This window comes from Pantoea sp. SGAir0180 (assembly GCF_043546245.1).
In genome coordinates, this window is the sequence record NZ_CP028071.1 from 3,977,904 (window position 1) to 4,001,793 (window position 23,890).

Sequence of the window (23,890 nt, forward strand, 5' to 3'; positions counted from 1 at the left end):
GCGTTATCCGCGCCGGCGACTGACGTCGCTTTTCCCGCGAGATGCCGGCGTCAGCCTGACGCCGGCCGTGCCCCCGCCAGATGAGGCAACACCGCCTTGATCATGGCAAAAAACGCAGTCAGCCGGGCAGGATAATAGCTCGCCCAGGGATAGGTCAGCCATACCGGTAACGCCGGAGCCTGCCATTCCGGCATGAGCTGGACCAGCCTGCCCTCTGCTAAATCCTCTTGTATCACCCACGACGACACGATGGCGGCCCCCAGGCCCGCCAGCGCGGCTTTGCGTACCGCATAGAGGCTGTCGCTGCTTAAAACAGGGGCGATCGGCAGATTCATCGGTTCACCTTTGTCCTGATGCTGTAACGCGATTTCGTTACGGTAGAAGCTGGTTAACGCGAGCCAGGGCAACGCGCCCAGCTGTTCGACCCGGGTGATCGGTGCATGCTGCCGGAGCAGTTCAGGGGCCGCGACAACAATGCGCGGCACTTCGGCCAGCAGTACCGCCACGACCGAAGGATCGGTAGGCGCGCCGACCTGAATGGCGCAGTCAACGTTCTCGGCCACAAAATCGGGTGTTCTGTCGTTCAGCATCCACTCTATGCGTAAACGGGGATAGCGGCGCATAAAGTCCACCAGCGGGGCGACCAGTTGATCCTGACCAAATGCATGTGGCGCGCGTACCCGCAGTGTCCCGACGGGATCGCTGCCTGCGCCGGTTAAATCGTCTTCCAGCGCATGCCAGGTGGCGAGCAGTTGCCGTGCCTGTGCATAACAGCGTTCGCCATCATCGGTGAGCTTGAGCGCGTGCGTCGTGCGCAATATCAGCTTCACGCCGAGCCCGTGCTCAAGCGCCTGCAACCGACGGCTGATAGTGGGCTGCGTTGAGCCAAGTTGCACTGCGGCGGCAGACAAACTGCCGCTTTCGACAATGCGAATAAAGGTATGCATCAATGCGATACGATCGTTATTGCTGAAATTGATCATGCGCCCCACGTATAACCGTTTTGTTTTTTATCAGTCTACCGCGTATGCCAAAAACAGGCTTTACTTGCCACACGCTTTTTTCGAGGATTTCACTATGACAGTGGTACTCAACCTGAACCGGCATTCAACTGAGCGCCTGCCTGCGCCCCTTGTTTTTACGTTAGCAACCGGTGCGGGTCTGAGCGTGGCATCGATTTACTACAGTCAGCCCATGCTCGACATCATCAGCAAGCAGTTCCAGATAAGCGTTGGCAGCGTCGGTATGGTGCCCATGTTAACCCAGGCGGGTTATGCGCTGGGGATCCTGCTGCTGGCCCCGCTCGGCGATCGTCACGATCGTCGCACCATTATTTTAATCAAAGGGTTACTGCTAGTCATGGCGCTTCTGCTGTGCGGCTTTTCCGGCGGCATCAGCGCACTGCTTATCGCCAGTTTTATCACCGGCCTGACGGCGACCGTGGCGCAGGACATTGTTCCGGCGTCGGCCGCGCTCGCCCCGGTGGCCAGCCGGGGTAAAACGGTTGGCACGGTGATGACGGGTTTACTGGTCGGCATTTTATTATCCCGTGTCGTTAGCGGTGTGGTGGCGGAGTATTTTGGCTGGCGCACCATGTACATGATTGCGGCTGTGGCCGTGTTGCTGATCAGCCTGACGCTGTGGCGCGTACTGCCGCGCTTTACGCCGGGTACGTCGGTAAGCTATCCCCGCCTGCTGTTGTCACTGGTGCACTTATGGCGTGCGCATCAAACCCTGCGGCGTGCGGCGCTGGCACAGGGACTGCTCTCCGTGAGTTTTAGTGCGTTCTGGTCAACGCTGGCGATCATGCTTAGCGACCGCTTCCATTTTGACAGTGCCATTGCCGGTGCTTTTGGTCTGGCAGGGGCGGCAGGCGCGCTGGCGGCGCCGCTGGCCGGGAACGTGGCGGATCGTATTGGCCCGGCGCGCGTCACCCAGTTTGGTGCCGGTCTGGTGACGCTCTCTTTCGCGCTGATGTTTTTACTGCCTTTCCTGCCGCTGTCTGCTCAACTGGCCGTCATTATTATCAGCACAATAGGTTTTGACTTAGGCGTGCAGGCCACGCTGGTGGCCCATCAGACATTGATTTACGGTCTGGTTCCCGAGGCGCGTAGCCGGCTAAATGCCCTGCTGTTTACCGTGGTGTTTATCGGTATGGCCAGTGGGGCGGCACTGGGTAGCCTGGCGTTGGCGCACTGGGGCTGGAATGGCGTTGTCGTGTTATCCACCGTTGCCGCCGCTGTCAGCCTGTTAATCCGCCTCGCCAGTCGTCACCTCAGGGACTGATTCTTCCGCCCGCCAGCAAATGTGCCAGGCTTAGTCATAAACTCAATTAAAACGGTGCGTTATGAACTTCATTGCCTGGACAGCTGCGACGGGCTGTCTGCTGTTATTAATGTCGCTGGCATCAGGGTGGATCCACCGCGGCCCCGTGACCTCTTTTGGTCTTTTTTTATTAACCGGGATCGCCTGTGGGCCGTGGGGATTTGATGTGATTGAAATCGATATCCTCCGCCATGCTGAACTGGTCGCGCATATTACCGAGATAACGATGGCCGCGTCGCTGTTCATCACCGGGCTCAAGCTGCGTCTGCCGCTGAAAGCCAGGCAATGGCGCGCGGGCAGCCTGCTGGCGTTTCCGGCCATGTTGTTGACGGTCGCCGCAATGACGCTGCTGTCTCACTGGCTGGTGGGGCTGTCGTGGCCGATTGCGCTGGCCTTTGGTGCCATTGTTGCGCCCACCGATCCTGTGCTGGCCAGCCTGATTTCCGTCAGCGATGCGCAGGACGATGATGCCCTGCGCGTTGCGATATCCAGTGAGGCGGGCATGAATGATGGTTCGGCGCTGCCGTTACTCATTCTGGCCCTGTTGCTGTTTAACGGTGAAAGTCTGGGCACGGGCATGCTGGCACGCTGGGCAGCCATTGATGTGGTGTGGGCCATTGGCGGCGGCATTCTGCTGGGGTTTGGTCTGGGGCGGTTAGTCGGCCTGCTGGCCGCACGGCTTCGTCATGCGCATGGTGATGTCGCACCCAATGACTTTCTGGCGCTGGCGCTCATTGCGTTGAGCTATGCCCTTGCTGAATCGCTGGGCGCGTCGGGCTTTCTGGCTACCTTTGCGGCAGGCCTGGGATTACGTCGGGCTGAACTGGGTGTGTTCAAACGTTATCAGCCTGATGATATGCCGGATGACGATCGGGTGCTGCCTGCGGAAGCACTGGTCAATCCCAACCAGCGTTTACAGCAACACGGTAGCGGTATGGTGAAATCGGTCGGTTTAGTGGTAGGCGACGCGCTGTCTTTTGGCGATACTATTGAGCGTTTACTGGCGGCCACAATGATGGTGGTCCTCGGCGTGACGCTGGCCCATCACTGGAACATGCAGGGCGTGATGCTCGGCCTGTTGCTGTTTGTGGTCGTCCGGCCACTCGCCGTATGGCTGGTCACGCTGCGCTGCGGCGTATCGCTTCCTCACCGTTTGCTCATCGGCTGGCTGGGGATTCGCGGTATAGGTAGTCTTAATTATATTGCGTTTGCCTGGGTCCATGGTATGGGCGGCTCGCAGGCAACGATGATGGTTGATATGGCGCTGACGCTGGTGGTATGCAGCATCGTGGTGCACGGCGTGTCGGTAACGCCGCTGCTAAACTGGCGCCAGGCCCGACTGGATGCAAAGCAGCGCCAGTCATGAAAGTGGGTTAACTGATAACAGGAGAAGACGATGAAGATATCTCAGATACTGTTGCTGAGCGTACTGGCCTCTGGCAGTGCGCTGGCGGCAGACGACACGGAACAAAGTGCTTACGCCAGCCAGCTGTGTCACATCGTGAGCAGTGAAAAAAGCGTATCGACAGCCGATCAGTATGTCGAAAAAATGAAATCCAGCGTCGCAGGATCGCAGTCCTCTTCCGCCTTCAATAAACCTGAATTTGACGAGGAACTGGCGAATGAAGTCGCCAGCGCATGGCTGCAGCTGGGTGACGAAGAGCGCGCTAAACTGCGTAAAAATACGCAGCAGTGTGAGCAAACGGTGATGACGCAGTTCCAGCAGGAAGATTAACCGCAGTTAAATCGTCAATAAACGCGCTAAAATGGCGCGTTTTTTAATGGATTTTCATGCCCGATTGCGTACATAATCGCCAGCGTCTTCACCAAACGTGCGATACATAATAAAAACGCAGCGGACCGACAGGGCCGTCTGACCTTTCTGGCATAGATTTAACAGGCATCATGATTACGCGTCGACGCTTTATTTTCGGCACAGGAGCGCTTGCGCTTTCACTGGCTACCAGCAAACTGTTTGCCCGCGATGATATTATTCCCCTCTGGCCGGACGAACCGCCCGGCGGTGGCGGCCCTGGCGGAAAATTACGTGTTGATGCATGGGGCTCCTGGTCGAATATCGTCAGCCCGGCGATTCAGCGTTTCAGACCTGAAAACCCCAACGGTGAAGCGGTGCTCATCGCGGCAGGCGGCGGCTACCGCTGGATCGGTATGGGACGTGAAGCCTGGCCCGTTGCACACTGGTTAAATGCCAACGGCTATACCGCCTATGTTCTCAGCTACCGTTTGCCGCGTGAAAAGTGGCAGGCCGGGAATCTGGCGCCTTTACAGGATGCCCAGCGCGCGCTGCGTCTGCTTCGCTCATTCGAACGAAAAGTGCATGTATTAGGATTTTCGGCCGGTGGGCATTTGCTGGGGATGGCGGCGGCGCGTCCGGACTTTCAGTCCTATCCCCCCATTGACAGAGTGGATCAGGAAATCCCCAAAGCGGACAGTGTCGGGCTGATTTATCCGGTCATTACCCTGGAAGCCCCTTATCAACATACCAATACACATCTGATGATGGTCGGTAATGATGCCAGCCCACAGGAAGAAGCCAGTTGGTCTGTGCAAAATTACGTCACGCACGCTTATCCGCCAACCTTCCTGGCGCAGGCTGGTGACGACCACACTTCAAAACCCTTTAACACGCAGTTAATGCGCGATACCTGTCGCCGCAATCGCGTGCCGGTTCAGTTGATTCAGCTTTCCAGCGGCGGGCATGGTTTTGGCCTGGGTAAAGCGGGCACGCCGGCTGCGCTGTGGGATCAGGCCTATGTGAAATGGCTGGAAAACCTTGATCAGAACCCCTCGCCGTTGACGCATCGGTCTGCCACTGTCCTTTAGTTATTCTGGCAACGCCAGTCATAAAAAAAGCCGGCAGTTGCCGGCCTCGCTAAAACAGCGATTCTCAGGATTGAAGCGACACAGGGCAAAGCATGTGATAAAGCACGGTCACTGCGATTAAAACTGATAGGTCAGGCCCATCCCGACGCTGTCTTTCGTAGTGATACCAGTAGCACGAGTAAAGTCATTATCTTTCAACAGGTTAATGCGGTAATCCACATAGGTCAGCATGTTCTTGTTGAAGTAGTAATAGGTGCCCACCGCAATATACTTCTGCATGGTCTGACTTCCACCGGCAAAGTTGCCTGCGCCTTGCAGGTTTTCCCCACGCTGCGTGACAAAACCAATGGAAGGGCGTAAGCCGTTGAGGAACTGATATTGCGCAATGGCTTCGAAGTTATGCGTCTTGTCAGCAATCTGCGACAGCTGGCCGTACGGGGTCACATCGTTGGCCTCACCGTACATCGCGGCAAGGTAGATTTGGTTCGCATCGTATTTGGCCGAGGTCACCCATGCCGTCGCATCGTCACCCTGACCGTCCGCTTGCTGTGTCAGCGTACGATTGGCTTTCATACCGGCCGCAGCAATGCTCAAACCATCGGTAATGCTGTAGGTCAGACCGGCACCGTAGCCGTCGCCGTTTGCCAGCTTAGCGGTTGAGCGGTCGTTTTTCCCCTGATACTGAAGAATGACCTTCAGGCCGTTCCAGTCTGGCGAGTGCCAGGTGGCCAGGCCGGTTGAGCGTTTTGACAGGAAGTTGTCGTTGGTGGTCATGGTGCCGGAACCGTAAATCGGTGCCATATCGGTGTAAGCCGATGCGGTATACAGCACGCCAAAGCTGCGGCCGTAATCGAATGAGCCAAAGTCAGCCAGTTTCAGACCTGCAAAACCCAGACGCGTCGCATTCCCGGTTTGTGCGTCAGTGCCGCCTTCACTGTGGTTCAGCTGGAAGTTATATTCCCATTGACCATAGCCTGTCAGCTGATCGTTAATTTGGGTTTCACCTTTAAAACCCAGGCGCGCATAAGAGTTATCACCATCTTCGGCGGTATTGTCCGAAAAGACATGACGCGCATCGACTTTACCGTACAGATCAAGTTTATTACCGTTTTTATTATAAATTTCAGCGGAGCATGCAGAAAATGAGATCAGCAAACACAGTGCATGCGGCGCGCATATTTTTATTTTACGTTGCATATCATCTACCCTTTAATGTTGGTGAAGCATGAGGTTTATTTCCGCACAAGGCGGCATTGTTCAAAAATGTCAGTTTCGTTATGACGAAATAATTAAAAGCGTTACGTGGCTACATCATGTGGCCGTATTTTTATGGTTTTCCCTGGTGTTGATTATCAGGGCGCATAACGCCTTGATAATGTATTTATTATTAAATGGCTAAATCAGGTATATCGCTCAATATCGTTTGCGCGCCACTGTGTAAATATTTACGGGCGACAGCAGGGTCATTAATTGTGGCAATCGCAAATTCAATACCGGAATCGGCCAGGCGTTTCAGGTCGTCATCCGTCGCAAAGTCCGCCAGGAAGTGCAGGATCTGACAGCCGGTTCTGGCCAGTAATGCCACAGGATCGCTGGGAGGAACGCACACGGCCAGTCCACGCGGGACGTCAGGCATGATCCTTTCCGCAACCTTCAGCGAGAGCTCAGAAAAGCTGCTGATAAAGAGCTTCTTTTCATCCGCAGGCCACAGCGATTTCAGCTGCGTAATGGCAATTTCCGCAGTTTCAATTTCCTGACCTGACGTTGGTTTGATCTCCAGCTGAAGGCCAATACCTTTATCCAGCACAAATCCCACGGTTTCAGCCAGTGTAGGGACTTTAACGCCTTTGAACAGGTGGCCATAACAGACGCCCGCATCCAGCGACCGGATTTGGTCCAGGGTTAAATTGGCGACATAGCCGGTGCCATTTGTTGTCCGATCCACCGCGTCATCGTGAATGATGACCGGGTGCCTGTCTTTGGTCAGTTTGACATCCACCTCTATCCACGTCGCGCCATGCTCAACGGCCGCCTGAAAAGAAGGCAGTGTATTTTCTGGTGCCAGCAGAGGCGCACCACGATGTGCAATCAGGCGGGAATTCACTACGCGTACAGGGTGTTTTTTTGTCGGCATGCTCAGCGTTACCTTCTGTTGTCGGGTTAGCACAGGCTTACTTAAGTAAGACCTGGTTAGAAAATTCGGTTCTGACTTCGTCGCCCAGCGGTTTAGGCATGAACTGGGTGCCATGAACACGTTCTTTGCTGTTGATCAGACCAGCATCGCGATTCACTTCTTTATTTTGTGGCGTAATGCCATAAACCTGTTGAAACAGCCTTTGTGTCGTGGGCAGCGTCAGCCAGTGGATAAACAGCAATGCTGCCGCTTTGTGTGGCGCATTCTTGGGAATCGCCACCATATTTCCGCCGCCGGGCATGCCGAAATCGGGGATATAGAGTCGGATGGTTTTGGGGACTTCGCCGTGGTTTTCTAAGCCCACCAGATAGTCTTCCCAGGCGGGGACCAGCAGAAACTCACCGCTCACCAGTCGCGTTACGCTGTCGGCGTTAGAGGCGGTAATAATGTAATCAGGACGCAGTTGTTTGAACCAGTTCCAGGCCGGTTGTAAGGCCGTCAGGCTTTTTACATCCGCATCGCCTTTGGTGAAATCAAAGCCAGGCACCAGCGTACGCGTGACAGATTCAATAAACGCCGGACCGGAACCGCCGTTTTCCACGTTAAAGCCAAACTCCTGAGGATGAGTCTGCAGGAAGGTGGTGAGCTGCGGCAGGGTACGGGGCAACTCGCTTTCTTTCATGCGGCGCGAATCGTAGGCCAGGCCCGTCTGATTGCCCCAAAATGCCACGCCATAACCTTTACTGTCCGTACCCTCAATGGTGTAGTTCAGGGTTTTGCCTTCCGGCAGCAGTGTATTAATCGGGCCAAAAAACGTTTGCTGAGGCGATACCGTACCGAATGCGCCTCCGCCAATCGAAAACACATCAATATCGCCTGTTTCCCGTCCCCGGTCAGCCATGAGTTTATTAATATTGCCTTGCAGCGGACCTTCAGAGATCGTAACAGCAATACCGTACTGTTTTTCAAACAGGCTGACCTGCTCTTTAAGACGATCCTGGTAATACCATTGGTACCAGGTTAATTTCCCTTCTTTTTTAGCCTCGTCAACAATGTGTTGCCAGTCCATTTGTGTAATATCCTGAGCCTGAGTACAAAAAGCCCACGCAAGTAATAATAAGGTGGCAGATCGTCTGAACATGATTTTCCCCAGTTAAGCGAGTTAATAACCGTCAGCCTTTTCCAGCAAAAGCGGCGACGGGATTCTTTGTCAGTAATTTTTCAGCTATCAGCATTAAAATGACATTCGGCACGACCAGCATTAAAGAAATAACAGCGGCATTAGGTCTGATAAAGTTGTAACCCAGATAAGAATAAAGAATTGTCGGTACGGTAATAAAATCCGGCGAGCCGACAATAAAGCTAATGGCGAACTCTTCGATGGATAACGTAAAGACAATAATTAAGGCCGCAAATATGCCGGGTCTGATAGTTGGCAGGCAGGCAACTAAAAAACGATTTACTACAGACGCGCCCATGTCGCGGGCGGCATCCAGGGTGTCCTGACGTATTTGAGAAAAGGAAAGGGTCAGAATCCTCACGGCATAGGGCATTAAGATGATGGTATGTCCCAGTAAAATGCCGACAAACCGACTGTGGATGCCCACTACGTTCAACAGCATGGAAAAAAACAGCGCAATCACAAAGCCGGGCACGATGAGCGGAAGCAAAACCGCATTCTGTAGCAGGGATTTACCCGTAAACGACATCCGGCCAAACGCCCAGCCCGCTGGCAGGGCCAGTAGCAACGTGAGCACAGAGACGGTTGCCGCCAGTAAATAGCTGTTCTTCAGCGCCTGCGGCAGGGCCGTGGTCGTCCAGACTTCGACCCAGCGGCCCAGGGAAAGCACGGGCGGCAGGGCATCCGGCCAGGCCCAGGGATGCGTTTTATCCACCAGAGACCACAGCACGGTCAGAATAAAGGGGATCACCAGCCACAACATGAACAGTGCGGTAATCAGGATCATCATCATGATACGCAGGGGCGACATGCTTTTTCTGGCTCTCATCATTTATGTTCTCCCACTTTTTGCAGCCACTTCGCCACACCGGCCAGCACCACCGCACCGACAAACGCCGCCAGCATTAATATCACCGCCACCACGGCCGCAAGGTTCCAGCCCTGGGCGCTGATTTCCGGAAAGCGCAGCATGTATTGCGACAGGGAGAAAACGCTGGTGGGGCCAGCCACGACCTGGAATGAAAAGTCGCCCAATGCGCCAATGAAGATCAGGATCAGCGAGACCTGAACGGCTTTGATGGATAAGGGCAGAATGATCTGTAAAAGGCGGGCGGTTTTGCCTGCGCCCAGATCGCGGGCCGCATCAACGATTTCGTCCCCGATAGCGCGCAGGCTGCCGGTGATGATCAACAGGGCATAGGGAAGCTGTTTCCAGACCTGCAGGATAATGACACCAATGCCCCAGCGATCATTCTGCATACGGATGGGTTGCGAGATGATGCCCAGTTTGAGCAGGCCGAGGTTAATAAAGCCCTGCCAGGAAATCAGGTTGATGAACAGCAGGGCGGCGACCAGCCCGTGTACCATCAACGGGGCTTTCAGTAAGCCGCTCATCAGCACAGAGCCGGGAAAGGGCTTTCTCAGCCACAGCGCCAGCGGCAGGGCCAGCGCCACAGACAGGACGGCACTGACCACGCCAATTTTCAGGGAATAGCCGGTGGCGCGCCACAGCTGACTGTCGTTCAGGATGGTTTCCCAGTACTGCAGCGTAAAATGCGCAGGCGCGCCAAAGTTGAACAGTCCGACAGATTGCGCGATGGCCATAACGACGATCAGAATCAGGGTGAGCACGACGGGAGCGACCGCAGGCAGCACCAGTAACCAGGCGACTATGTTTCGGTTGTGCACTTTCATGACCAGCTTTCCTGCAAAAAGCGAATCCTGTCAGGCGCAATGGAAAAATTAACGCTATCTCCTTCCCGAATGTGATTTTTACCCACTAACTGAATATGCCACTGGTATTCCGGCTCTTCATGGTCCTTTGGGTGAACCTGTAGCTCGGACAGGTTGCCCAGAAAGCTCACGGCACCTATTTCGAAAGCACGGGTATTCATACCGGTTTCCTGTTCGCTCAGCAGAGCATCTTCCGGACGCCAGAAGGTGTATACCTTGTCGGAAAGGGGCGGAACAGGGCTGTGAATGTTCATTTCACCCAGCACGCAGGAAACACGATACATTCCGGTGTGACTGTCACCGTCGATGACATGTGCTTTCATCACATTCGCCTGGCCAACAAAGCCCGCAACAAACCGGTTAACCGGCGAGTAATAAATATCTTCAGGGGTGCCGGTTTGCTCAATGCGTCCGGCGTTCATAACCACGACGACGTCAGACATGGACAGGGCTTCTGCACGGTCATGGGTCACATAGATAGCGGTAAACCCGTGTGAACGCTGCAGCTGGCGGATTTCGAGGCGGACTCTGTCGCGTAATGTGGCGTCGAGATTCGACAGCGGTTCGTCGAACAACACGATTTCGGGCCGCACAGCCAGCGCTCTGGCCAGCGCGACACGCTGCTGCTGACCGCCCGATAACTGCGCAGGCAGCTTCGGTAAGTGGGCGTTTAACGAGACCTGAGCGGCGGTTTGCGTGACGCGATCCTGTCTCTCCGCTTTGGCCATTTTCCTCTGCTTCAGCCCAAACCCAATGTTTTCGGCCACAGACAGGTGAGGGAACAGCGCATAGGACTGAAAGCACATGGCCGTATCGCGGTGCTCAGGTTTAACCTGATGCATGTCCTGCTGGTGAATCAGGACTTCCCCGCTGTCCAGGCTGTAAAAGCCCGCAATCACTTTGAGCAGCGTGGTTTTGCCACATCCAGACGGACCCAGCAGGGAAACGAACTGTCCTTTTTCGGCCTTCAGTGAAATGCCGTCCAGCGCGACAAAGTCGTCGAATCTGAGCATGGCATTATTGATTTCAAGCGTATTCACGTATGGCTGCCCCGTCATTGAAGAAATGTGTGCATCTTAATTAATGCGATGCGCATAATAATTTGATGCGGCGAAATTAGGCAATTTCAGGCAGGTTAAGAATTTATTAATTTTATAAAACCCATATTTAACATGATAATACTGAGGTGATTTGATTTCGTACATTTACTCTGCTAACTATTATCATGCATAGTGAATAATATTGAAGGCAGAACGTTTGTCGGTCATATGAAGAAAAAAGCGGGGAGGACAGCGCCGAAACGCTGTCCTGAAAAGACGGCAGGAAGAGAGCGCGGACTGACGGATATTCAGGCGGGGGTAAAGCGGGGGTGCGGAATAAACTGGGCGGAAAGGCGATTGAGTGCCGCGGTGCCAACACTCACATGTGTTGAACTTTTTTCCTGGCTCCCGGCCAGATGAGCATCAAGCCCTGCGGCTTTGCATAGGGCATAGCCCGCGGAAACATCCCACATACTGCTGAAGCACTCCTGATAGCCATCGACATAGCCCAGCACACTAAAGCTTAAACCGATGGTGGCACAGCGGTAGCGCACCACATTCCAGCCAGTATCCCGGTACGCTTTTTCAATGCAGAGCTGGTGGGTGAAGTCCCATGAAGGACTGTCGCCAATGGCAACGGTTTTGAGTCCCTGGGCGATTTCGGGTCGCGTAAAAGGCTGGCCGTTAAAATAAATGCCGGCCTCCTTGCCCCCGCTCAGCATGATGTTTAACACCGGATGAACAATCACCCCGATGACCGGTTCGCCGTCGATGACATAACCGACAGAAATGCCCCATAACGACGAGCCACGGAGAAAGTTACTGGTGCCATCAATCGGATCGACCGACCAGTAACGGTCACTGAGTTCGCCGCCTTGCTCTTCGCCAATGACGCGTTCATTGGGGAAATATTGCGCCAGACGTTGACGAATCAGCTTCTCAACCTCCTGATCTGCTTCACTGAACACATCCTGGGGCCTTTTTTCGCAGATTTCTAATTCACTGAGCTGCCTGAAATAATCCAGCGCCAGCTGTGATGCCTCTTGAGCAATACGTTCAATCACCTTTACGCGCGTATCCATTCTTAATCCGTTCATTTTGTGGAAGGTCCTGAGCTCGTTCGTTTACCTTGTGCTGCACAATGACTCAGCAACGGGAAACGCTGATTTAATATAATGCTTTACGCATGAAATTAGAGTGTCGGCCTGTTTTGTGTCAGTATTATGATGATTTGGTGATGCGATTTTTTTTAGGAATATCGTCCTGAATCAGCATGTTCACACAGCACGTAAAGGTCAGGCGCATGACTATTCGGAATGCATAAAAGCGTGCTAGGGTATAACAGAACCTGTCATTAAAACGGTGAGGATAACGTGGTGGTTCATGGATATTCAGGTCGTGATGAAGTCGAACTTAATCGCAGTGAAAAACTTATTCTTGAGCTTGTTCGCCGCAATCACGGCATTTCCCGCTCCTCGCTGGTTTCACAAACGATTCTGAATCAGTCATCGGTTCACCGTATTGTTGATACACTGACCGAAAACGGTTTTCTCAGCCTGGGGGAATCGCCCTCACAGGGAAGGGGTAAGCCCAGCCCGTCGTTATCCCTGAATCCGGACGCACGTTACAGTTACGGTATTTCCATTAACTCTGACAGCGTGGCGGCAAGCCTGATTAATTTCCGCGGCGATATTATCGAATACTGCGTGCTGGACACGCTGCCCGGCAATCCTGCCCGAACGCTGCTGGATCTCAAACGCCATTATCTGGATACCTTAAAACATATTGGTATTTCGTCAGAAAAAGTGTGTGGCGTCGGATACAGCATGGCGGGCTTTCTGTATGACTCCCGGAAATATTTTAATCCGCCAGAACCGCTGAAAAACTGGATGGGCATTGATCTGCGCCGTGAAATTATGACGCTGTTTGACCGGCCCGTCTGGATTGAAAATAACGCCACGACGGCCGCGCATGCAGAAGCTTTTTTGGGCGCGGGCCTGCACTACGAGACCTTCGGCTACCTCTCTTTTAATTACGGCTTTGGTGGCGGCATTGTCATTAACGGCAAACCGTTTCAGGGTGCTTTTGGCAATGCGGGCGAGATCAGCCGGATTTTTTCGCCGGAAGAGGGCAAACTGCGTCCTGCGCTGGGGATCTTAATTGATCGACTGCGCAACGGCGGTATTGAAATTCACAACATTCGCGATCTGAATAATAAATTCGATCCGGACTGGCCCATTGCCCGGCAATGGGTCAACGAAGTCACGCCCAATTTACATCGGGCCATGGATGCCCTGAATGCCGTTATCGATCCCGGTGCCATTATTTTAGGCGGCGAATTGCCCCGTAAGCTGGGCGAAATGTTTTTAGCCATGCCCCGGGTCAGTTCGGGCAAACGCTGGAATATTTCGGCGGAGTATCCGGATATTCTGCTGAGCACTATTGAGGGCGACAGCTCGGCACTCGGTGCGGCGTTGACGCCGCTGCGGGAGACCTATTTCAACTGATAAATCGCTCACTGGCGCGAAGGCCAGCGAGCGGTGGTCTCTCTGCTGTCTGTCGGCAGCAGAGAGGAACGGGTTAGCGCATGGTGACAAACTCTTCCGCCGCCGTCGGGTGAATCGCCACGGTATTATCAAAGTCTTTTTTGGTCGCGCCCATTTTTAACGCAACCGCAAAGCCCTGCAGCATTTCGTCCATACCACTGCCAATGCCATGAATGCCGACGATTTTTTCCTCCGGACCGACGCAGACGAGTTTCATGCGGCACGGCTGGCGATGCTGCGTGACGGCGGTGTACATCGCGGTAAAGGCGGACTTGTAGACTTTCACCTGGTCATCACCGTACTGTTCGCGCGCCTGCGGCTCTGTCAGGCCCACCGTGCCGATGGGGGGATGGCTGAACACCACAGTCGGGATATTGCGGTAGTCCAGATGCTCATCCGGTTTGTTATTGAACAAACGCTCTGACAGGCGACGGCCCGCCGCGACGGCGACCGGCGTCAGTTCGACGGCACCGGTGTTATCGCCGACGGCATAAACGCCAGGCACGTTGGTGTTCTGGAATTTATCGACCTTGATGTAGCCTTTCTCGTCCAGCGCCACACCCGCTGCCTGAATATTCAGGCCGTCGGTTTCAGGAACGCGTCCAATCGCCCAGACCAGGCAATCAACCGTGTATTCACTGCCATCTTCCAGCTGCAGCGTCAGGCTGCCATCGGCATTTTTTACTACCGCTTTTGGCGTCGCCTGCGTATGCAGCGTTGGGCCTTCCGCATTCATCACCTCAACCAGCGTATCCGTAATTAGCGGATCAAAATTGCGTAGTGGCGCATGTTTGCGAACAAACAGATGGGTTTCTGAACCTAATGCGTTTACCACGCCCGCCAGCTCAACGGCGATATAGCCCGCGCCGACCACGGCGGTACGTTTTGGCAGGGCATCCAGCTCAAAGAAGCCGTCAGAATCAATCCCGTATTCCGCGCCGGGAATGTCGGGATGACTTGGGCGTCCGCCCGTAGCAATCAAAATATGATCGGCGGTGATCGTTTCGCCATTCACCTCAACGGTATGGGCATCAATAAAACGGGCAAAACCGTGGATCACATCGACCTTATTTTTCCCCAGAACATTGTCGTATGATTGGTGAATACGATCGATATAGGCGCTACGGTTTTTCACCAGCGTGCCCCAGTCAAAGCGATTAACGGTGGTATCAAAACCATAATCCGGCCCGTAAAGATGAATGGCCTCGGCAATTTGTGCGGCGTGCCACATTACTTTTTTCGGCACGCAGCCGACGTTGACACAGGTTCCGCCCAGCGCTTTGGCTTCAATCAGGGCGCACGTCTGGCCATAGCTTGCTGCACGGTTAATTGAAGCGATACCGCCGCTGCCGCCGCCGATGGCGAGATAGTCATAATGTCGGGTCATGGAAGTCTCATCCGGTTACTGGGAAAGTGATAGAGAGTGTAACGCCGCAGGGTACGGCGTCGCAAAAATTGCGCCTATGATTGTAACAGGCCTTATCGTTTCATTATTTACAGGGAAGCATAGCATGTACCTGACTTTTCTTGGCACCGGCGGGGGCGCGCCGAGTCTGCAACGCAATGTCACTGCCATCGCGTTTACCCGCGACAAAAGCGGCGCCACCTGGCTGTTTGACTGCGGTGAGGGCACACAACTCCAGTTTATGCGCTCAGACCTGAAGCCTGGCAAACTCGATAAAATCTTTATCACCCATCTTCATGGCGACCATATTTTTGGGCTGCCGGGCCTGCTTACCAGTCGCTCGATGGCGGGGTTAACCACGCCAATGACGGTTTACGGTCCAGCAGGGCTGAAAGCTTTCGTTGAAACGGCACTGTCGCTGTCCAGCTCGTATACCGATTACTCGCTGGAGATCGTTGAGATCGCCGCGGGTGAGGTACTGGATGATGGCGAATTTCGCGTGACCGCCTGGCCGATGAATCACACCATTGCCTGCTTTGGCTATCGCATTGAGCAGCATGACAAACCCGGTTTTCTGGATGCGCCTCGCCTGAAAGCAGAGGGCGTACCGCGCGGTCCCTGGTATCAGCAGTTAAAGCAGGGCGACACGATTACGCTGGAAGACGGGCGTACCGTTAACGGCGCTGAGTATCTTGGGCCGCCAGTGAAAGGCAAAACGCTGGCCATTTTTGGAGATACTGCGCCCACTGACGTCGCGCTACAGCTGGCGGCGGACGTTGATGTGATGGTGCATGAAACCACGCTGGAAGAGGCGCTGGCTGAAAAAGCCAACGGGCGCGGTCACTCTACCACCTTACAGGCTGCGACGGTGGCAAAGCAGGCCGGAGCAAAGCGCCTGATTGCCACCCATTTTAGTTCGCGTTATCTCGCCCGGGACATGGCGCGCCTGCTGGCAGAATGCCAGCGCATTTTCCCTGACACCGAGATGGCGCACGACCTGGCGGTCTTCACGCTGTAGGGATCAGTGCGCCAGCGCAGGGTAAGTAAAGAACAGCAGGTGGACCATGTTGAGTGCAAAATGGAACGCGGTCGCCAGCCACAGGCGGCCGCTCCAGTGCCAGACCAGACCATAAATCAGTCCGGCCAGCGCGGCAAAGATCATCAGCAGCACGCCGCCAGATGCATGGGCCAGACCAAACAGCAGTGCCGTTATCAGCAGGGCGATCACGCCGCCCCATTTCTGGCGCAGGCGCTGCTGGAGATAACCCCGGAAAAACGCCTCTTCGGCCAGTGAGACAAAAAACAGATTGGCCAGCGCAAACGCCCCCAGCCAGTCCGGAAGGTGCGTTTCGACGGCAAGGCCGCCCAGCAACACGGCGCTGCCCAACAGCAGCGGCACGGCGGCGACAGGCGCGAGCCACCAGGCCGGCGAGCGCGGCGGATGCGCCTCTGCGTTGAACAGCGTCGGCAGACAGGCCAGCAGCAGAAAAGGAATCAGCGCTTTATCGAAATTAAAGGAAAATGAGAAAGGTACGCTGCGGGCACCGACCTTAACCGCCTCGACCTGCGGGGGATTATTGAATCCCGGAATAAGGTGCAGCATCAGCGCCAGCGCAATCAACACCAGAAGGGCTTCGCTGACGATCTGCCATCGCCGACTCCGGCGATCGTAGATACGAAACGCGACCAGGGCAGCGACAGCCGCAAACACAAAGGTAACGGGCCAGTCGAGGACGTTTTGATAAACGCCCAGCGCCGTTGCCAGCGCGAGCAATAACAGAGAAAGGCGTTTCGCCGGTTGCAGGGCGGCCAGCGCGCCCGCCAGGATGATCCACATAAAAATGACCTACGTTCAACGCCGCCGTGCTGTGCGCGGCGACGTTAAGCTGGGAAAGGAATTATTCAGGTACGATTTGGTTAACACTGAAATGGCCTGTGCCGGTTGGCACCAGTTTCTGATGCAGCCACGGCAGCAGCGTGTTCATCTGATCGGCCAGCTTCCACGGGGGATTGATGACAATCATGCCGGACGCGGTCATGCCACGCTGATCGCTATCGGGGCGCACGGCCAGCTCAATCTGCAGGATATTACGGATGCCCGTGGCCTCCAGCTCGCGCAGCATATGTTTGATTTGCTGACGCAAGACGACCGGGTACCACAGCGCATAAATACCGGTACCGAAACGTTTGTGACCTTCCTGAATGCCTTTTACAACGGCCTGGTAATCACTTTTCATTTCGTAAGGCGGATCAATCAGTATCAGTCCACGACGTGACAGCGGTGGCAGCTTCGCTTTTAGCTGCTGATAGCCATCGGCCCTTTCAACGCGCGCGCGACTGTCTTTGCTGAACTCGGTACGCAGCAGCGGATAATCGCTGGAATGCAGCTCGGTCAGCTGAATCTTATCTTCAGGGCGCAGCAGATGGCGGGCGATTAGCGGAGAGCCAGGATAGTAGCGCAGCGTGCCGTTACGGTTCAGGGCATGAATCGCATCGAAATAGGGTTGCAGCAGGGCGGGCGCGTCCGGTTGTTGCCAGATGCGTCCGATGCCTTCCAGATATTCACCCGTGCGCTCTGCGTGCTCGCCGCTGAGTTGATAACGTCCTGCACCGGCGTGCGTATCCAGATAGAGAAATGGTTTTTCTTTCTCTTTTAACGCAGTGATGATGAGGCTCTGTACGGTGTGCTTAAGCACGTCGGCATGGTTGCCAGCGTGAAAACTGTGGCGATAACTCAACATAAAAAAGGGTATGTCCGCGGTTGAAGCTAAAAATAATCAAGTTGGCCCGATTATAACGACAGATAAGAATAATTGCTGGCATTTCGCGCACGGCAGTGGGCCTCTGGCCCTGGATTACAGGGTAAACCTTCTGCGCCATCGGTGTGTTAGCCTGTTTTATCCTCTGCTATGGTTAATCCAAACGCCGGCGGAAGGCCAGCCTGGCGCTATTCTGCTATTCATGACCGGTTACACCATTGATTTTCAGCATTCCAGACCGCATGTTAATAAGATTGCGTTGCGCGATTCATCGCGCCCCACACATTGTTAAAGGACTGCGCTATGACTAATCCGTTACTCACCTCGTTCACGCTTCCCCCGTTTTCGGCGATCAAGCCTGAGCACGTGGTGCCTGCCGTGACCGACGTTTTAAATGAATGCCGGGCGATGGTGGAAAAAGTGGTAGCGCACGGCGCACCTTACACCTGGGATAATCTTGTCCAGCCGCTGGCAGAAGCCGACGATCGCCTGAGCCGTATTTTTTCGCCGGTCAGCCATCTGAACTCGGTTAAAAACAGCCCGGAACTGCGTGAAGCCTACGAGCAAACGCTGCCGCTGCTGTCTGAGTACAGTACCTGGGTTGGTCAGCACGAAGGGCTCTATCAGGCTTACCGGGATTTAAAGGAAAGCAGTCATTACCGCACGCTGGATCAGGCGCAGCAGAAAGCCGTCGATAACGCCCTGCGTGACTTTGAACTGTCCGGGATTGGTCTGGAAAAAGACAAGCAGCAGCGCTATGGCGAAATTGCCGCGCGTTTGTCTGAGCTGGGCTCTGCCTACAGTAACAACGTGCTGGATGCCACGATGGGCTGGAGCAAGCTGATCACTGACGAAAGCGAACTGTCGGGCATGCCGGAGAGCGCACTGGCCGCAGCGAAAGCGCAGGCTGAAGCCAAAGGTCAGGAAGGCTGGTTGCTGACGCTGGATATTCCCAGCTACCTGCCGGTGATGACCTACTGTGATAACGCCGCGTTGCGTGAAGAAATGTACCGTGCTTATTCCACCCGCGCCTCCGATCAAGGCCCTAATGCGGGCAAATGGGATAACGGCCCGATTATGGCCGAGGAGCTGGCTCTGCGCCACGAACTGGCTCAGCTGCTGGGTTTCGACTCCTTCGCGGATAAATCGCTGGCAACCAAAATGGCGCAAAGCCCTGCTCAGGTGATCGATTTCCTGAACGATCTGGCCGACCGCGCACGTCCACAGGGCGAGAAAGAGCTGGCGCAGTTGCGTGCTTTCGCGAAGAAAGAGTACGGCGTGGAGACCATGAATCCCTGGGATCTGACCTACTATGGCGAAAAACAGAAACAGCACCTCTACACCATTAGTGATGAGCAACTGCGTCCTTACTTCCCGGAATCCCGTGCGGTGTCTGGCCTGTTTGAAGTCGTCAAACGCATCTATGGCATCACCGCCAAAGAGCGGACGGATGTGGATGTTTATCATCCGGATGTGCGTTTCTTCGATCTGTTTGATGAAAGTGGCGAGCTGCGCGGCAGCTTCTACCTTGACCTGTATGCGCGTGAGCATAAGCGTGGCGGCGCGTGGATGGATGACTGCGTTGGGCAGATGCGTAAAGCCGATGGCAGCCTGCAAAAACCGGTCGCTTACCTGACCTGTAACTTTAACCGTCCCGTCAGTGGTAAACCGGCGCTGTTCACGCACGACGAAGTGATCACCCTGTTCCATGAGTTTGGTCACGGCCTGCACCACATGCTGACCCGCGTTGAGGCGGCTGGCGTGTCAGGCATTAACGGTGTGCCATGGGATGCGGTGGAACTGCCAAGTCAGTTCATGGAGAACTGGTGCTGGGAGCCAGAGGCGCTGGCGTTTATTTCCGGGCACTACGAAACCGGCGAGCCACTGCCTGAAGACCTGCTGAATAAGATGCTGGCAGCGAAAAATTACCAGGCGGCGTTGTTCATCCTGCGCCAGCTGGAGTTCGGTCTGTTCGATTTCCGTCTGCATACTGAATTCAACCCAGAAAAAGGCGCACAGATCCTGGAGACGCTGCGCGAAGTGAAAAGCAAAGTCGCCGTGGTCCCCAGCCCGGAATGGGGCCGCTTCCCGCATGCATTCAGCCATATCTTCGCGGGCGGTTACGCAGCGGGTTATTACAGCTATCTGTGGGCCGATGTACTGGCGGCGGATGCGTATTCACGTTTTGAAGAAGAGGGCATTTTTAACCGCGAAACCGGTCAGTCCTTCCTCGACAACATTCTGACGCGCGGCGGTTCGGAAGAACCGATGGAGCTGTTTAAACGCTTCCGTGGCCGTGAGCCTCAGCTGGATGCCATGCTGGAACACTACGGTATTCAGGGATAAGCCGTACGTGAAAATTTGTTTGTTTGATGAAACAGGCGCCGGTGACGGCGCCTTATCTGTTTTGGCCGAACGCTGGCAACTGACGCATTGTGACGATGCGGTGCTGGCGCTGGTAAAGACCGCAACGCATCTTGAACTGCGTAAGCGGGATGAGCCTAAACTGGGCGGCATCTTCGTGGATTTTGTTTCCGGTGCCATGGCGCATCGCCGGCGTTTTGGCGGTGGCCGTGGCGAAGCGGTAGCAAAAGCGGTCGGCATTAAAGGCAGTTACCTGCCCGATGTGGTGGATGCGACCGCCGGGTTAGGGCGCGATGCGTTTGTGCTGGCGGCCTTAGGCTGTCGGGTGCGCATGCTGGAACGGCATCCCGTGGTGGCGGCACTGCTGGAAGACGGGCTGGCGCGTGGCTATCAGGATGCGGAAATTGGTGGCTGGCTGCGTGAGCGTCTTTCACTGATTCATGCCTCCAGTATTCAGGCACTCACCGATATTGCGCCACCGCCAGATGTGGTTTATCTCGATCCTATGTATCCCCATCGACAAAAAAGCGCCATGGTGAAAAAAGAGATGCGGGTGTTTCAGTCATTAGTCGGCGCGGATGAGGATGCGGATGCCTTGCTGGAACCGGCCCGCCGTCTGGCAAAGAAGCGTATCGTGGTGAAACGTCCTGATTATGCGCCACCGCTGGCCGGTGTCGTTACGCAGTCTGCGGTGGTCACGAAAAGCCACCGCTTCGATATCTATCCGCCGCTCGCGGAGTAGTCATGTCAAGCCGGTCGGCGACGACGTTCCTTCACGTCAACCGCCCCGGCTTTTTTCGTGCGGGTTATTCGTCATCCTCGTCGCGCAGTGGCACGATCAACATGTCGATATGCACGGTGTTGATCAACTGACGCGCTGATGACATCAGCTTGCTCCAGAAGTCCTGATGATGACCGCACACCACCATGTCCACGTCGTATTTTTTAATCGCATCGACCAGCACCTGGCCCAGATCGCCACTGCCGCTCAGGGTTTCGGTGATGGGATAGCCCGCTGCATCTGACAGATTTTTCAGCGCCAGATGGGTTTCTTCAGAAATCCGCTTTTGCATATCGCCCAGGTTGACGTCAATCAGGCCGGTGTACAGATCAGAGTAATTCACATCGACATGAATCAGCGAAATTTTGGCGTCGTAAGGGCGCGCGAGCGAGACAGCTTTATCCACTAATAACTGACTTTCTGGCGAAAGATCGACTGCAATCAGGATATGTTTATAAGCCATGATATAACTCCTTCCACGAGATTCAGAATGGCAGCGGTTTCCAGACGCGTCACAGCTGCGAAATCCATTGCGCGAACGGGCGATGAGCGCCACCAAATTGGGTAACCTGCAATACAGGCAATGCTGTTGTTATACCTGAAAGTATAGCCCTGTGTGTTAACAAATGCTTCTGAAGCCGTCTGGCTTGTGAATAAGATCAATGATGAACGATTTTTACTCGTATAAAACGAAAATCCTCGCTGGTAAAAAATTGAACATTTCTCCTAAACTAAAAAAAGCAGCCTTGATCACATGGCTGTTACTTTTCTGATGATTCAAAAATAAAACTACAAATCGCTTAACGAGGTTGTTGGCAAATTCTGCAGGGACTGTTCAGCATGGTGCGCGTTTTGCACTGTTCTGCGGTGCCGGTAAGGAGGGTGACATGATCAGCACTATCGCGCTTTTTTGGGCTCTTTGTGTGGTATGCCTTGTAAATATGGCGCGCTATTTCTCTTCGTTGCGTGCGCTGCTGGTGGTTCTGCGGGGTTGCGATCCCCTCTTATACCAATATGTTGACGGCGCGGGTTTTTTCACCTCCCATGGTCAGCCTGGCAAGCAGGTGCGGCTGGTCCGCTATATCTGGGCAAGGCGCTATCTTGATCATCATGATGACGAATTTATTCGCCGGTGTGAGCGGGTAAGAGGCTTGTTTTTGTTGACCAGTTCGCTGTGCGGATTAGTCATTATCAGTTTGATCGCCCTGGCTATCTGGCATTAAAAAGGGCGACCGAAGTCGCCCTGATGTGCTGCTTACTCAGATGAGCTTCAGCGCTATCCAGTAGAGTGAACCTGATAACAAAATACAGACCGGCAGGGTGAAAACCCAGGCCATGGCGATGTTTTTGATCGTTTTACTCTGCAGTCCGCCACCGTCGACCAGCATGGTGCCGGCCACGGAAGACGAGAGGATGTGGGTCGTGGAAACCGGCATGCCGGTGTAGCTGGCAATCCCTATGGACACTGCGGCAGTAACCTGCGCCGACATGCCCTGCGCATACGTCATGCCTTTTTTACCGATTTTCTCACCGATGGTGGTGGCCACACGGCGCCAGCCAATCATCGTGCCGATTCCCAATGCCAGTGCGACCGCCATGATAATCCACACCGGCGCGTACTCAATGGTGTTCAGCAGGTCGCCTTTGAGCTTGCCCAGGAAGCGTTTATCCTCTGGCGAGGTTTCCGGCAGCTTCGCCGCTTTATCGGCCGTATCGGAAATACACAACAAGAGGCGACGCATCTGGCTGCGTTGCTCAACCGACAAGTCGTTGTAGTTTTGCAGATTGTTCAGAAGCACCTGCGCACGCTGCACGGCCTGAAGCGCACGCGCACTGTCGCAGTGAAACTCTTTGGGACTGGTGGGTTCGACTTCTTCCGGCGTGGGCAGCTTAGGCGGTGCCATCTGGATAATATGGGTCAGTGATTCGCTGTGCTGCTGGTAATACTGTTCCAGGTGATTCACAGCATCGCGCGTTCGCGTGATGTCGTAACCCGACGCGTTCATATTGACCACAAAGCCCGCTGGCGCAACGCCAATCAGGACCAGCATAATCAGACCAATGCCTTTTTGCCCGTCGTTAGCACCATGTGAATAACTGACGCCAATGGCGGAGATAATCAGGGCGGTACGGGTCCAGAAAGGCGGTTTTTTCTTGCCGTCAATCTTCTCACGGTCAGCGGGCGTCATATGAATCCGTGCACGCTTTTTAGTGTTGCTCCAGTAACGGCGCAGAAGGAAAATCAGGCTGCCCGCAATCATCAGACCGACAATGGGGGAGAGAATGAGCGACAGGAAGATATTCAGCACTTTCGGAATGTTAAGCGCATCCACCACCGATGTCCCGCTCATTAACGCATTGGTCAGGCCAATACCGATAATCGCGCCGATCAGGGTGTGAGAACTGGAGGCCGGAAGCCCTAAATACCACGTTCCCAGGTTCCAGATAATCGCGGCCAGCAGCATGGAGAAGACCATAGCAAGACCGTGAGCGGAGCCAACATTGAGCAGCAGATCGGTCGGGAGCATATGCACGATGGCGTAAGCCACGCTTAATCCGCCGAGCAGCACGCCAAAGAAATTGAATACCCCAGCCATTAACACAGCAAGCTGAGCACGCATAGCGCGTGTATAGATGACCGTCGCAACCGCGTTGGCCGTATCATGGAAGCCGTTAATTGCTTCGTAAAACAATACAAACAGCAGAGCAAGAACCAGTAACAGGCCGGTGCTAAGATCGAGACCAGCAAACAGATGTAGCATAGACGTTACGCCATTT

General features: G+C 54.5%; 22 protein-coding genes. 9 read left to right on the plus strand and 13 right to left on the minus strand.

Annotated elements, in window-relative coordinates; all coding sequences use genetic code 11:
- Positions 1-50: 50 nt before the first annotated feature.
- Positions 51-983, minus strand: coding sequence for a LysR family transcriptional regulator (locus C1N58_RS18615; RefSeq protein ID WP_394564402.1), 933 nt, complete (start codon positions 981-983; stop codon positions 51-53).
- Between the two features lie 94 nt (positions 984-1,077).
- Here C1N58_RS18615 and C1N58_RS18620 point away from each other — a divergent pair, with 94 nt between their 5' ends.
- The 4 genes from C1N58_RS18620 to C1N58_RS18635 all read left to right on the plus strand — a co-directional run bounded on the left by C1N58_RS18620 (position 1,078) and on the right by C1N58_RS18635 (position 5,169).
- The gene (locus tag C1N58_RS18620) at positions 1,078-2,286 is read left to right on the plus strand and encodes an MFS transporter (protein WP_394550204.1); all 1,209 of its coding nucleotides are present in this window, start codon (positions 1,078-1,080) and stop codon (positions 2,284-2,286) included.
- Positions 2,287-2,347: 61 nt separating this feature from the next.
- On the plus strand, positions 2,348-3,691 hold the full coding sequence (locus C1N58_RS18625) for a cation:proton antiporter (protein ID WP_006121128.1): 1,344 nt from the start codon (positions 2,348-2,350) through the stop codon (positions 3,689-3,691).
- A 30-nt stretch (positions 3,692-3,721) separates the two neighbouring features.
- Positions 3,722-4,060 (plus strand): hypothetical protein, encoded by a 339-nt coding sequence (locus tag C1N58_RS18630; RefSeq protein WP_006121127.1) that lies wholly within the window; start codon positions 3,722-3,724, stop codon positions 4,058-4,060.
- Between the two features lie 170 nt (positions 4,061-4,230).
- Positions 4,231-5,169 (plus strand): alpha/beta hydrolase, encoded by a 939-nt coding sequence (locus C1N58_RS18635; protein ID WP_006121126.1) that lies wholly within the window; start codon positions 4,231-4,233, stop codon positions 5,167-5,169.
- 117 nt (positions 5,170-5,286) lie between these two features.
- Here C1N58_RS18635 and C1N58_RS18640 read toward each other — a convergent pair whose 3' ends face one another.
- The 7 genes from C1N58_RS18640 to C1N58_RS18670 form a co-directional block, all read right to left on the minus strand.
- Entirely contained in the window at positions 5,287-6,366 is a 1,080-nt protein-coding gene (locus C1N58_RS18640) for a porin (RefSeq protein WP_006121125.1), read from the minus strand.
- 190 nt (positions 6,367-6,556) lie between these two features.
- Positions 6,557-7,303 (minus strand): glycerophosphodiester phosphodiesterase family protein, encoded by a 747-nt coding sequence (locus C1N58_RS18645; protein ID WP_006121123.1) that lies wholly within the window; start codon positions 7,301-7,303, stop codon positions 6,557-6,559.
- Between the two features lie 37 nt (positions 7,304-7,340).
- Positions 7,341-8,444: an extracellular solute-binding protein gene (locus tag C1N58_RS18650; protein ID WP_033738282.1), complete on the minus strand. Its 1,104-nt coding sequence runs from the start codon at positions 8,442-8,444 to the stop codon at positions 7,341-7,343.
- 31 nt (positions 8,445-8,475) lie between these two features.
- Positions 8,476-9,312 carry an ABC transporter permease gene (locus C1N58_RS18655; protein WP_058701474.1) on the minus strand — a complete coding sequence of 279 codons (837 nt, stop codon included), beginning with the start codon at positions 9,310-9,312 and terminating at the stop codon, positions 8,476-8,478.
- Positions 9,312-10,178, minus strand: coding sequence for an ABC transporter permease (locus C1N58_RS18660; RefSeq protein WP_039342799.1), 867 nt, complete (start codon positions 10,176-10,178; stop codon positions 9,312-9,314). Before C1N58_RS18660 ends, C1N58_RS18655 begins: the two co-directional genes overlap by 1 nt.
- Entirely contained in the window at positions 10,175-11,275 is a 1,101-nt protein-coding gene (locus tag C1N58_RS18665; protein WP_054632917.1) for an ABC transporter ATP-binding protein, read from the minus strand. Before C1N58_RS18665 ends, C1N58_RS18660 begins: the two co-directional genes overlap by 4 nt.
- A gap of 290 nt (positions 11,276-11,565) precedes the next feature.
- Positions 11,566-12,339 (minus strand): inositol monophosphatase family protein, encoded by a 774-nt coding sequence (locus tag C1N58_RS18670; protein WP_039342793.1) that lies wholly within the window; start codon positions 12,337-12,339, stop codon positions 11,566-11,568.
- Between the two features lie 294 nt (positions 12,340-12,633).
- On the opposite strand from C1N58_RS18670, the gene C1N58_RS18675 reads away from it, so the two are divergent.
- Positions 12,634-13,764: an ROK family transcriptional regulator gene (locus C1N58_RS18675; protein WP_054686841.1), complete on the plus strand. Its 1,131-nt coding sequence runs from the start codon at positions 12,634-12,636 to the stop codon at positions 13,762-13,764.
- A gap of 73 nt (positions 13,765-13,837) precedes the next feature.
- Here the strand turns inward: C1N58_RS18675 and gorA are convergent, their stop codons facing one another.
- Positions 13,838-15,190, minus strand: a complete 1,353-nt coding sequence (gorA, locus tag C1N58_RS18680) for a glutathione-disulfide reductase (protein ID WP_033738266.1) — start codon at positions 15,188-15,190, stop codon at positions 13,838-13,840.
- Positions 15,191-15,314: 124 nt separating this feature from the next.
- Between gorA and rnz the strand changes: the two genes are divergently transcribed.
- Positions 15,315-16,226, plus strand: a complete 912-nt coding sequence (gene rnz, locus C1N58_RS18685) for a ribonuclease Z (protein WP_394564403.1) — start codon at positions 15,315-15,317, stop codon at positions 16,224-16,226.
- A 3-nt stretch (positions 16,227-16,229) separates the two neighbouring features.
- On the opposite strand, the gene C1N58_RS18690 is transcribed toward rnz, so the two are convergent.
- Both C1N58_RS18690 and C1N58_RS18695 read right to left on the minus strand, forming a co-directional pair.
- Positions 16,230-17,045, minus strand: a complete 816-nt coding sequence (locus C1N58_RS18690; RefSeq protein WP_394515207.1) for a CPBP family intramembrane glutamic endopeptidase — start codon at positions 17,043-17,045, stop codon at positions 16,230-16,232.
- Positions 17,046-17,106: 61 nt separating this feature from the next.
- Positions 17,107-17,949: a 23S rRNA (adenine(2030)-N(6))-methyltransferase RlmJ gene (locus tag C1N58_RS18695; protein ID WP_006121111.1), complete on the minus strand. Its 843-nt coding sequence runs from the start codon at positions 17,947-17,949 to the stop codon at positions 17,107-17,109.
- Between the two features lie 321 nt (positions 17,950-18,270).
- Here C1N58_RS18695 and prlC point away from each other — a divergent pair, with 321 nt between their 5' ends.
- Complete coding sequence (prlC, locus tag C1N58_RS18700; RefSeq protein WP_039342788.1) at positions 18,271-20,313, plus strand: oligopeptidase A; 2,043 nt, start codon at positions 18,271-18,273, stop codon at positions 20,311-20,313.
- 7 nt (positions 20,314-20,320) lie between these two features.
- The gene (gene rsmJ, locus C1N58_RS18705) at positions 20,321-21,073 is read left to right on the plus strand and encodes a 16S rRNA (guanine(1516)-N(2))-methyltransferase RsmJ (RefSeq protein WP_033738260.1); all 753 of its coding nucleotides are present in this window, start codon (positions 20,321-20,323) and stop codon (positions 21,071-21,073) included.
- A gap of 64 nt (positions 21,074-21,137) precedes the next feature.
- Here rsmJ and uspA read toward each other — a convergent pair whose 3' ends face one another.
- On the minus strand, positions 21,138-21,575 hold the full coding sequence (gene uspA, locus C1N58_RS18710) for a universal stress protein UspA (RefSeq protein ID WP_006121100.1): 438 nt from the start codon (positions 21,573-21,575) through the stop codon (positions 21,138-21,140).
- A gap of 424 nt (positions 21,576-21,999) precedes the next feature.
- Here uspA and uspB point away from each other — a divergent pair, with 424 nt between their 5' ends.
- Positions 22,000-22,335: a universal stress protein UspB gene (uspB, locus tag C1N58_RS18715; RefSeq protein WP_006121097.1), complete on the plus strand. Its 336-nt coding sequence runs from the start codon at positions 22,000-22,002 to the stop codon at positions 22,333-22,335.
- 36 nt (positions 22,336-22,371) lie between these two features.
- On the opposite strand, the gene pitA is transcribed toward uspB, so the two are convergent.
- The gene (gene pitA, locus C1N58_RS18720; protein ID WP_394564404.1) at positions 22,372-23,874 is read right to left on the minus strand and encodes an inorganic phosphate transporter PitA; all 1,503 of its coding nucleotides are present in this window, start codon (positions 23,872-23,874) and stop codon (positions 22,372-22,374) included.
- Between the last annotated feature and the right edge of the window lie 16 nt (positions 23,875-23,890).

Coding starts and splice junctions, on each gene's coding strand:
- C1N58_RS18615 (WP_394564402.1), bottom strand. CDS start 983: ATGATCAATTTCAGCAATAACGATCGTATCGCATTGATGCATACCTTT.
- C1N58_RS18620 (WP_394550204.1), top strand. CDS start 1,078: ATGACAGTGGTACTCAACCTGAACCGGCATTCAACTGAGCGCCTGCCT.
- C1N58_RS18625 (WP_006121128.1), top strand. CDS start 2,348: ATGAACTTCATTGCCTGGACAGCTGCGACGGGCTGTCTGCTGTTATTA.
- C1N58_RS18630 (WP_006121127.1), top strand. CDS start 3,722: ATGAAGATATCTCAGATACTGTTGCTGAGCGTACTGGCCTCTGGCAGT.
- C1N58_RS18635 (WP_006121126.1), top strand. CDS start 4,231: ATGATTACGCGTCGACGCTTTATTTTCGGCACAGGAGCGCTTGCGCTT.
- C1N58_RS18640 (WP_006121125.1), bottom strand. CDS start 6,366: ATGCAACGTAAAATAAAAATATGCGCGCCGCATGCACTGTGTTTGCTG.
- C1N58_RS18645 (WP_006121123.1), bottom strand. CDS start 7,303: ATGCCGACAAAAAAACACCCTGTACGCGTAGTGAATTCCCGCCTGATT.
- C1N58_RS18650 (WP_033738282.1), bottom strand. CDS start 8,444: ATGTTCAGACGATCTGCCACCTTATTATTACTTGCGTGGGCTTTTTGT.
- C1N58_RS18655 (WP_058701474.1), bottom strand. CDS start 9,312: ATGAGAGCCAGAAAAAGCATGTCGCCCCTGCGTATCATGATGATGATC.
- C1N58_RS18660 (WP_039342799.1), bottom strand. CDS start 10,178: ATGAAAGTGCACAACCGAAACATAGTCGCCTGGTTACTGGTGCTGCCT.
- C1N58_RS18665 (WP_054632917.1), bottom strand. CDS start 11,275: ATGACGGGGCAGCCATACGTGAATACGCTTGAAATCAATAATGCCATG.
- C1N58_RS18670 (WP_039342793.1), bottom strand. CDS start 12,339: ATGGATACGCGCGTAAAGGTGATTGAACGTATTGCTCAAGAGGCATCA.
- gorA (WP_033738266.1), bottom strand. CDS start 15,190: ATGACCCGACATTATGACTATCTCGCCATCGGCGGCGGCAGCGGCGGT.
- rnz (WP_394564403.1), top strand. CDS start 15,315: ATGTACCTGACTTTTCTTGGCACCGGCGGGGGCGCGCCGAGTCTGCAA.
- C1N58_RS18690 (WP_394515207.1), bottom strand. CDS start 17,045: ATGTGGATCATCCTGGCGGGCGCGCTGGCCGCCCTGCAACCGGCGAAA.
- C1N58_RS18695 (WP_006121111.1), bottom strand. CDS start 17,949: ATGTTGAGTTATCGCCACAGTTTTCACGCTGGCAACCATGCCGACGTG.
- prlC (WP_039342788.1), top strand. CDS start 18,271: ATGACTAATCCGTTACTCACCTCGTTCACGCTTCCCCCGTTTTCGGCG.
- uspA (WP_006121100.1), bottom strand. CDS start 21,575: ATGGCTTATAAACATATCCTGATTGCAGTCGATCTTTCGCCAGAAAGT.
- uspB (WP_006121097.1), top strand. CDS start 22,000: ATGATCAGCACTATCGCGCTTTTTTGGGCTCTTTGTGTGGTATGCCTT.
- pitA (WP_394564404.1), bottom strand. CDS start 23,874: ATGCTACATCTGTTTGCTGGTCTCGATCTTAGCACCGGCCTGTTACTG.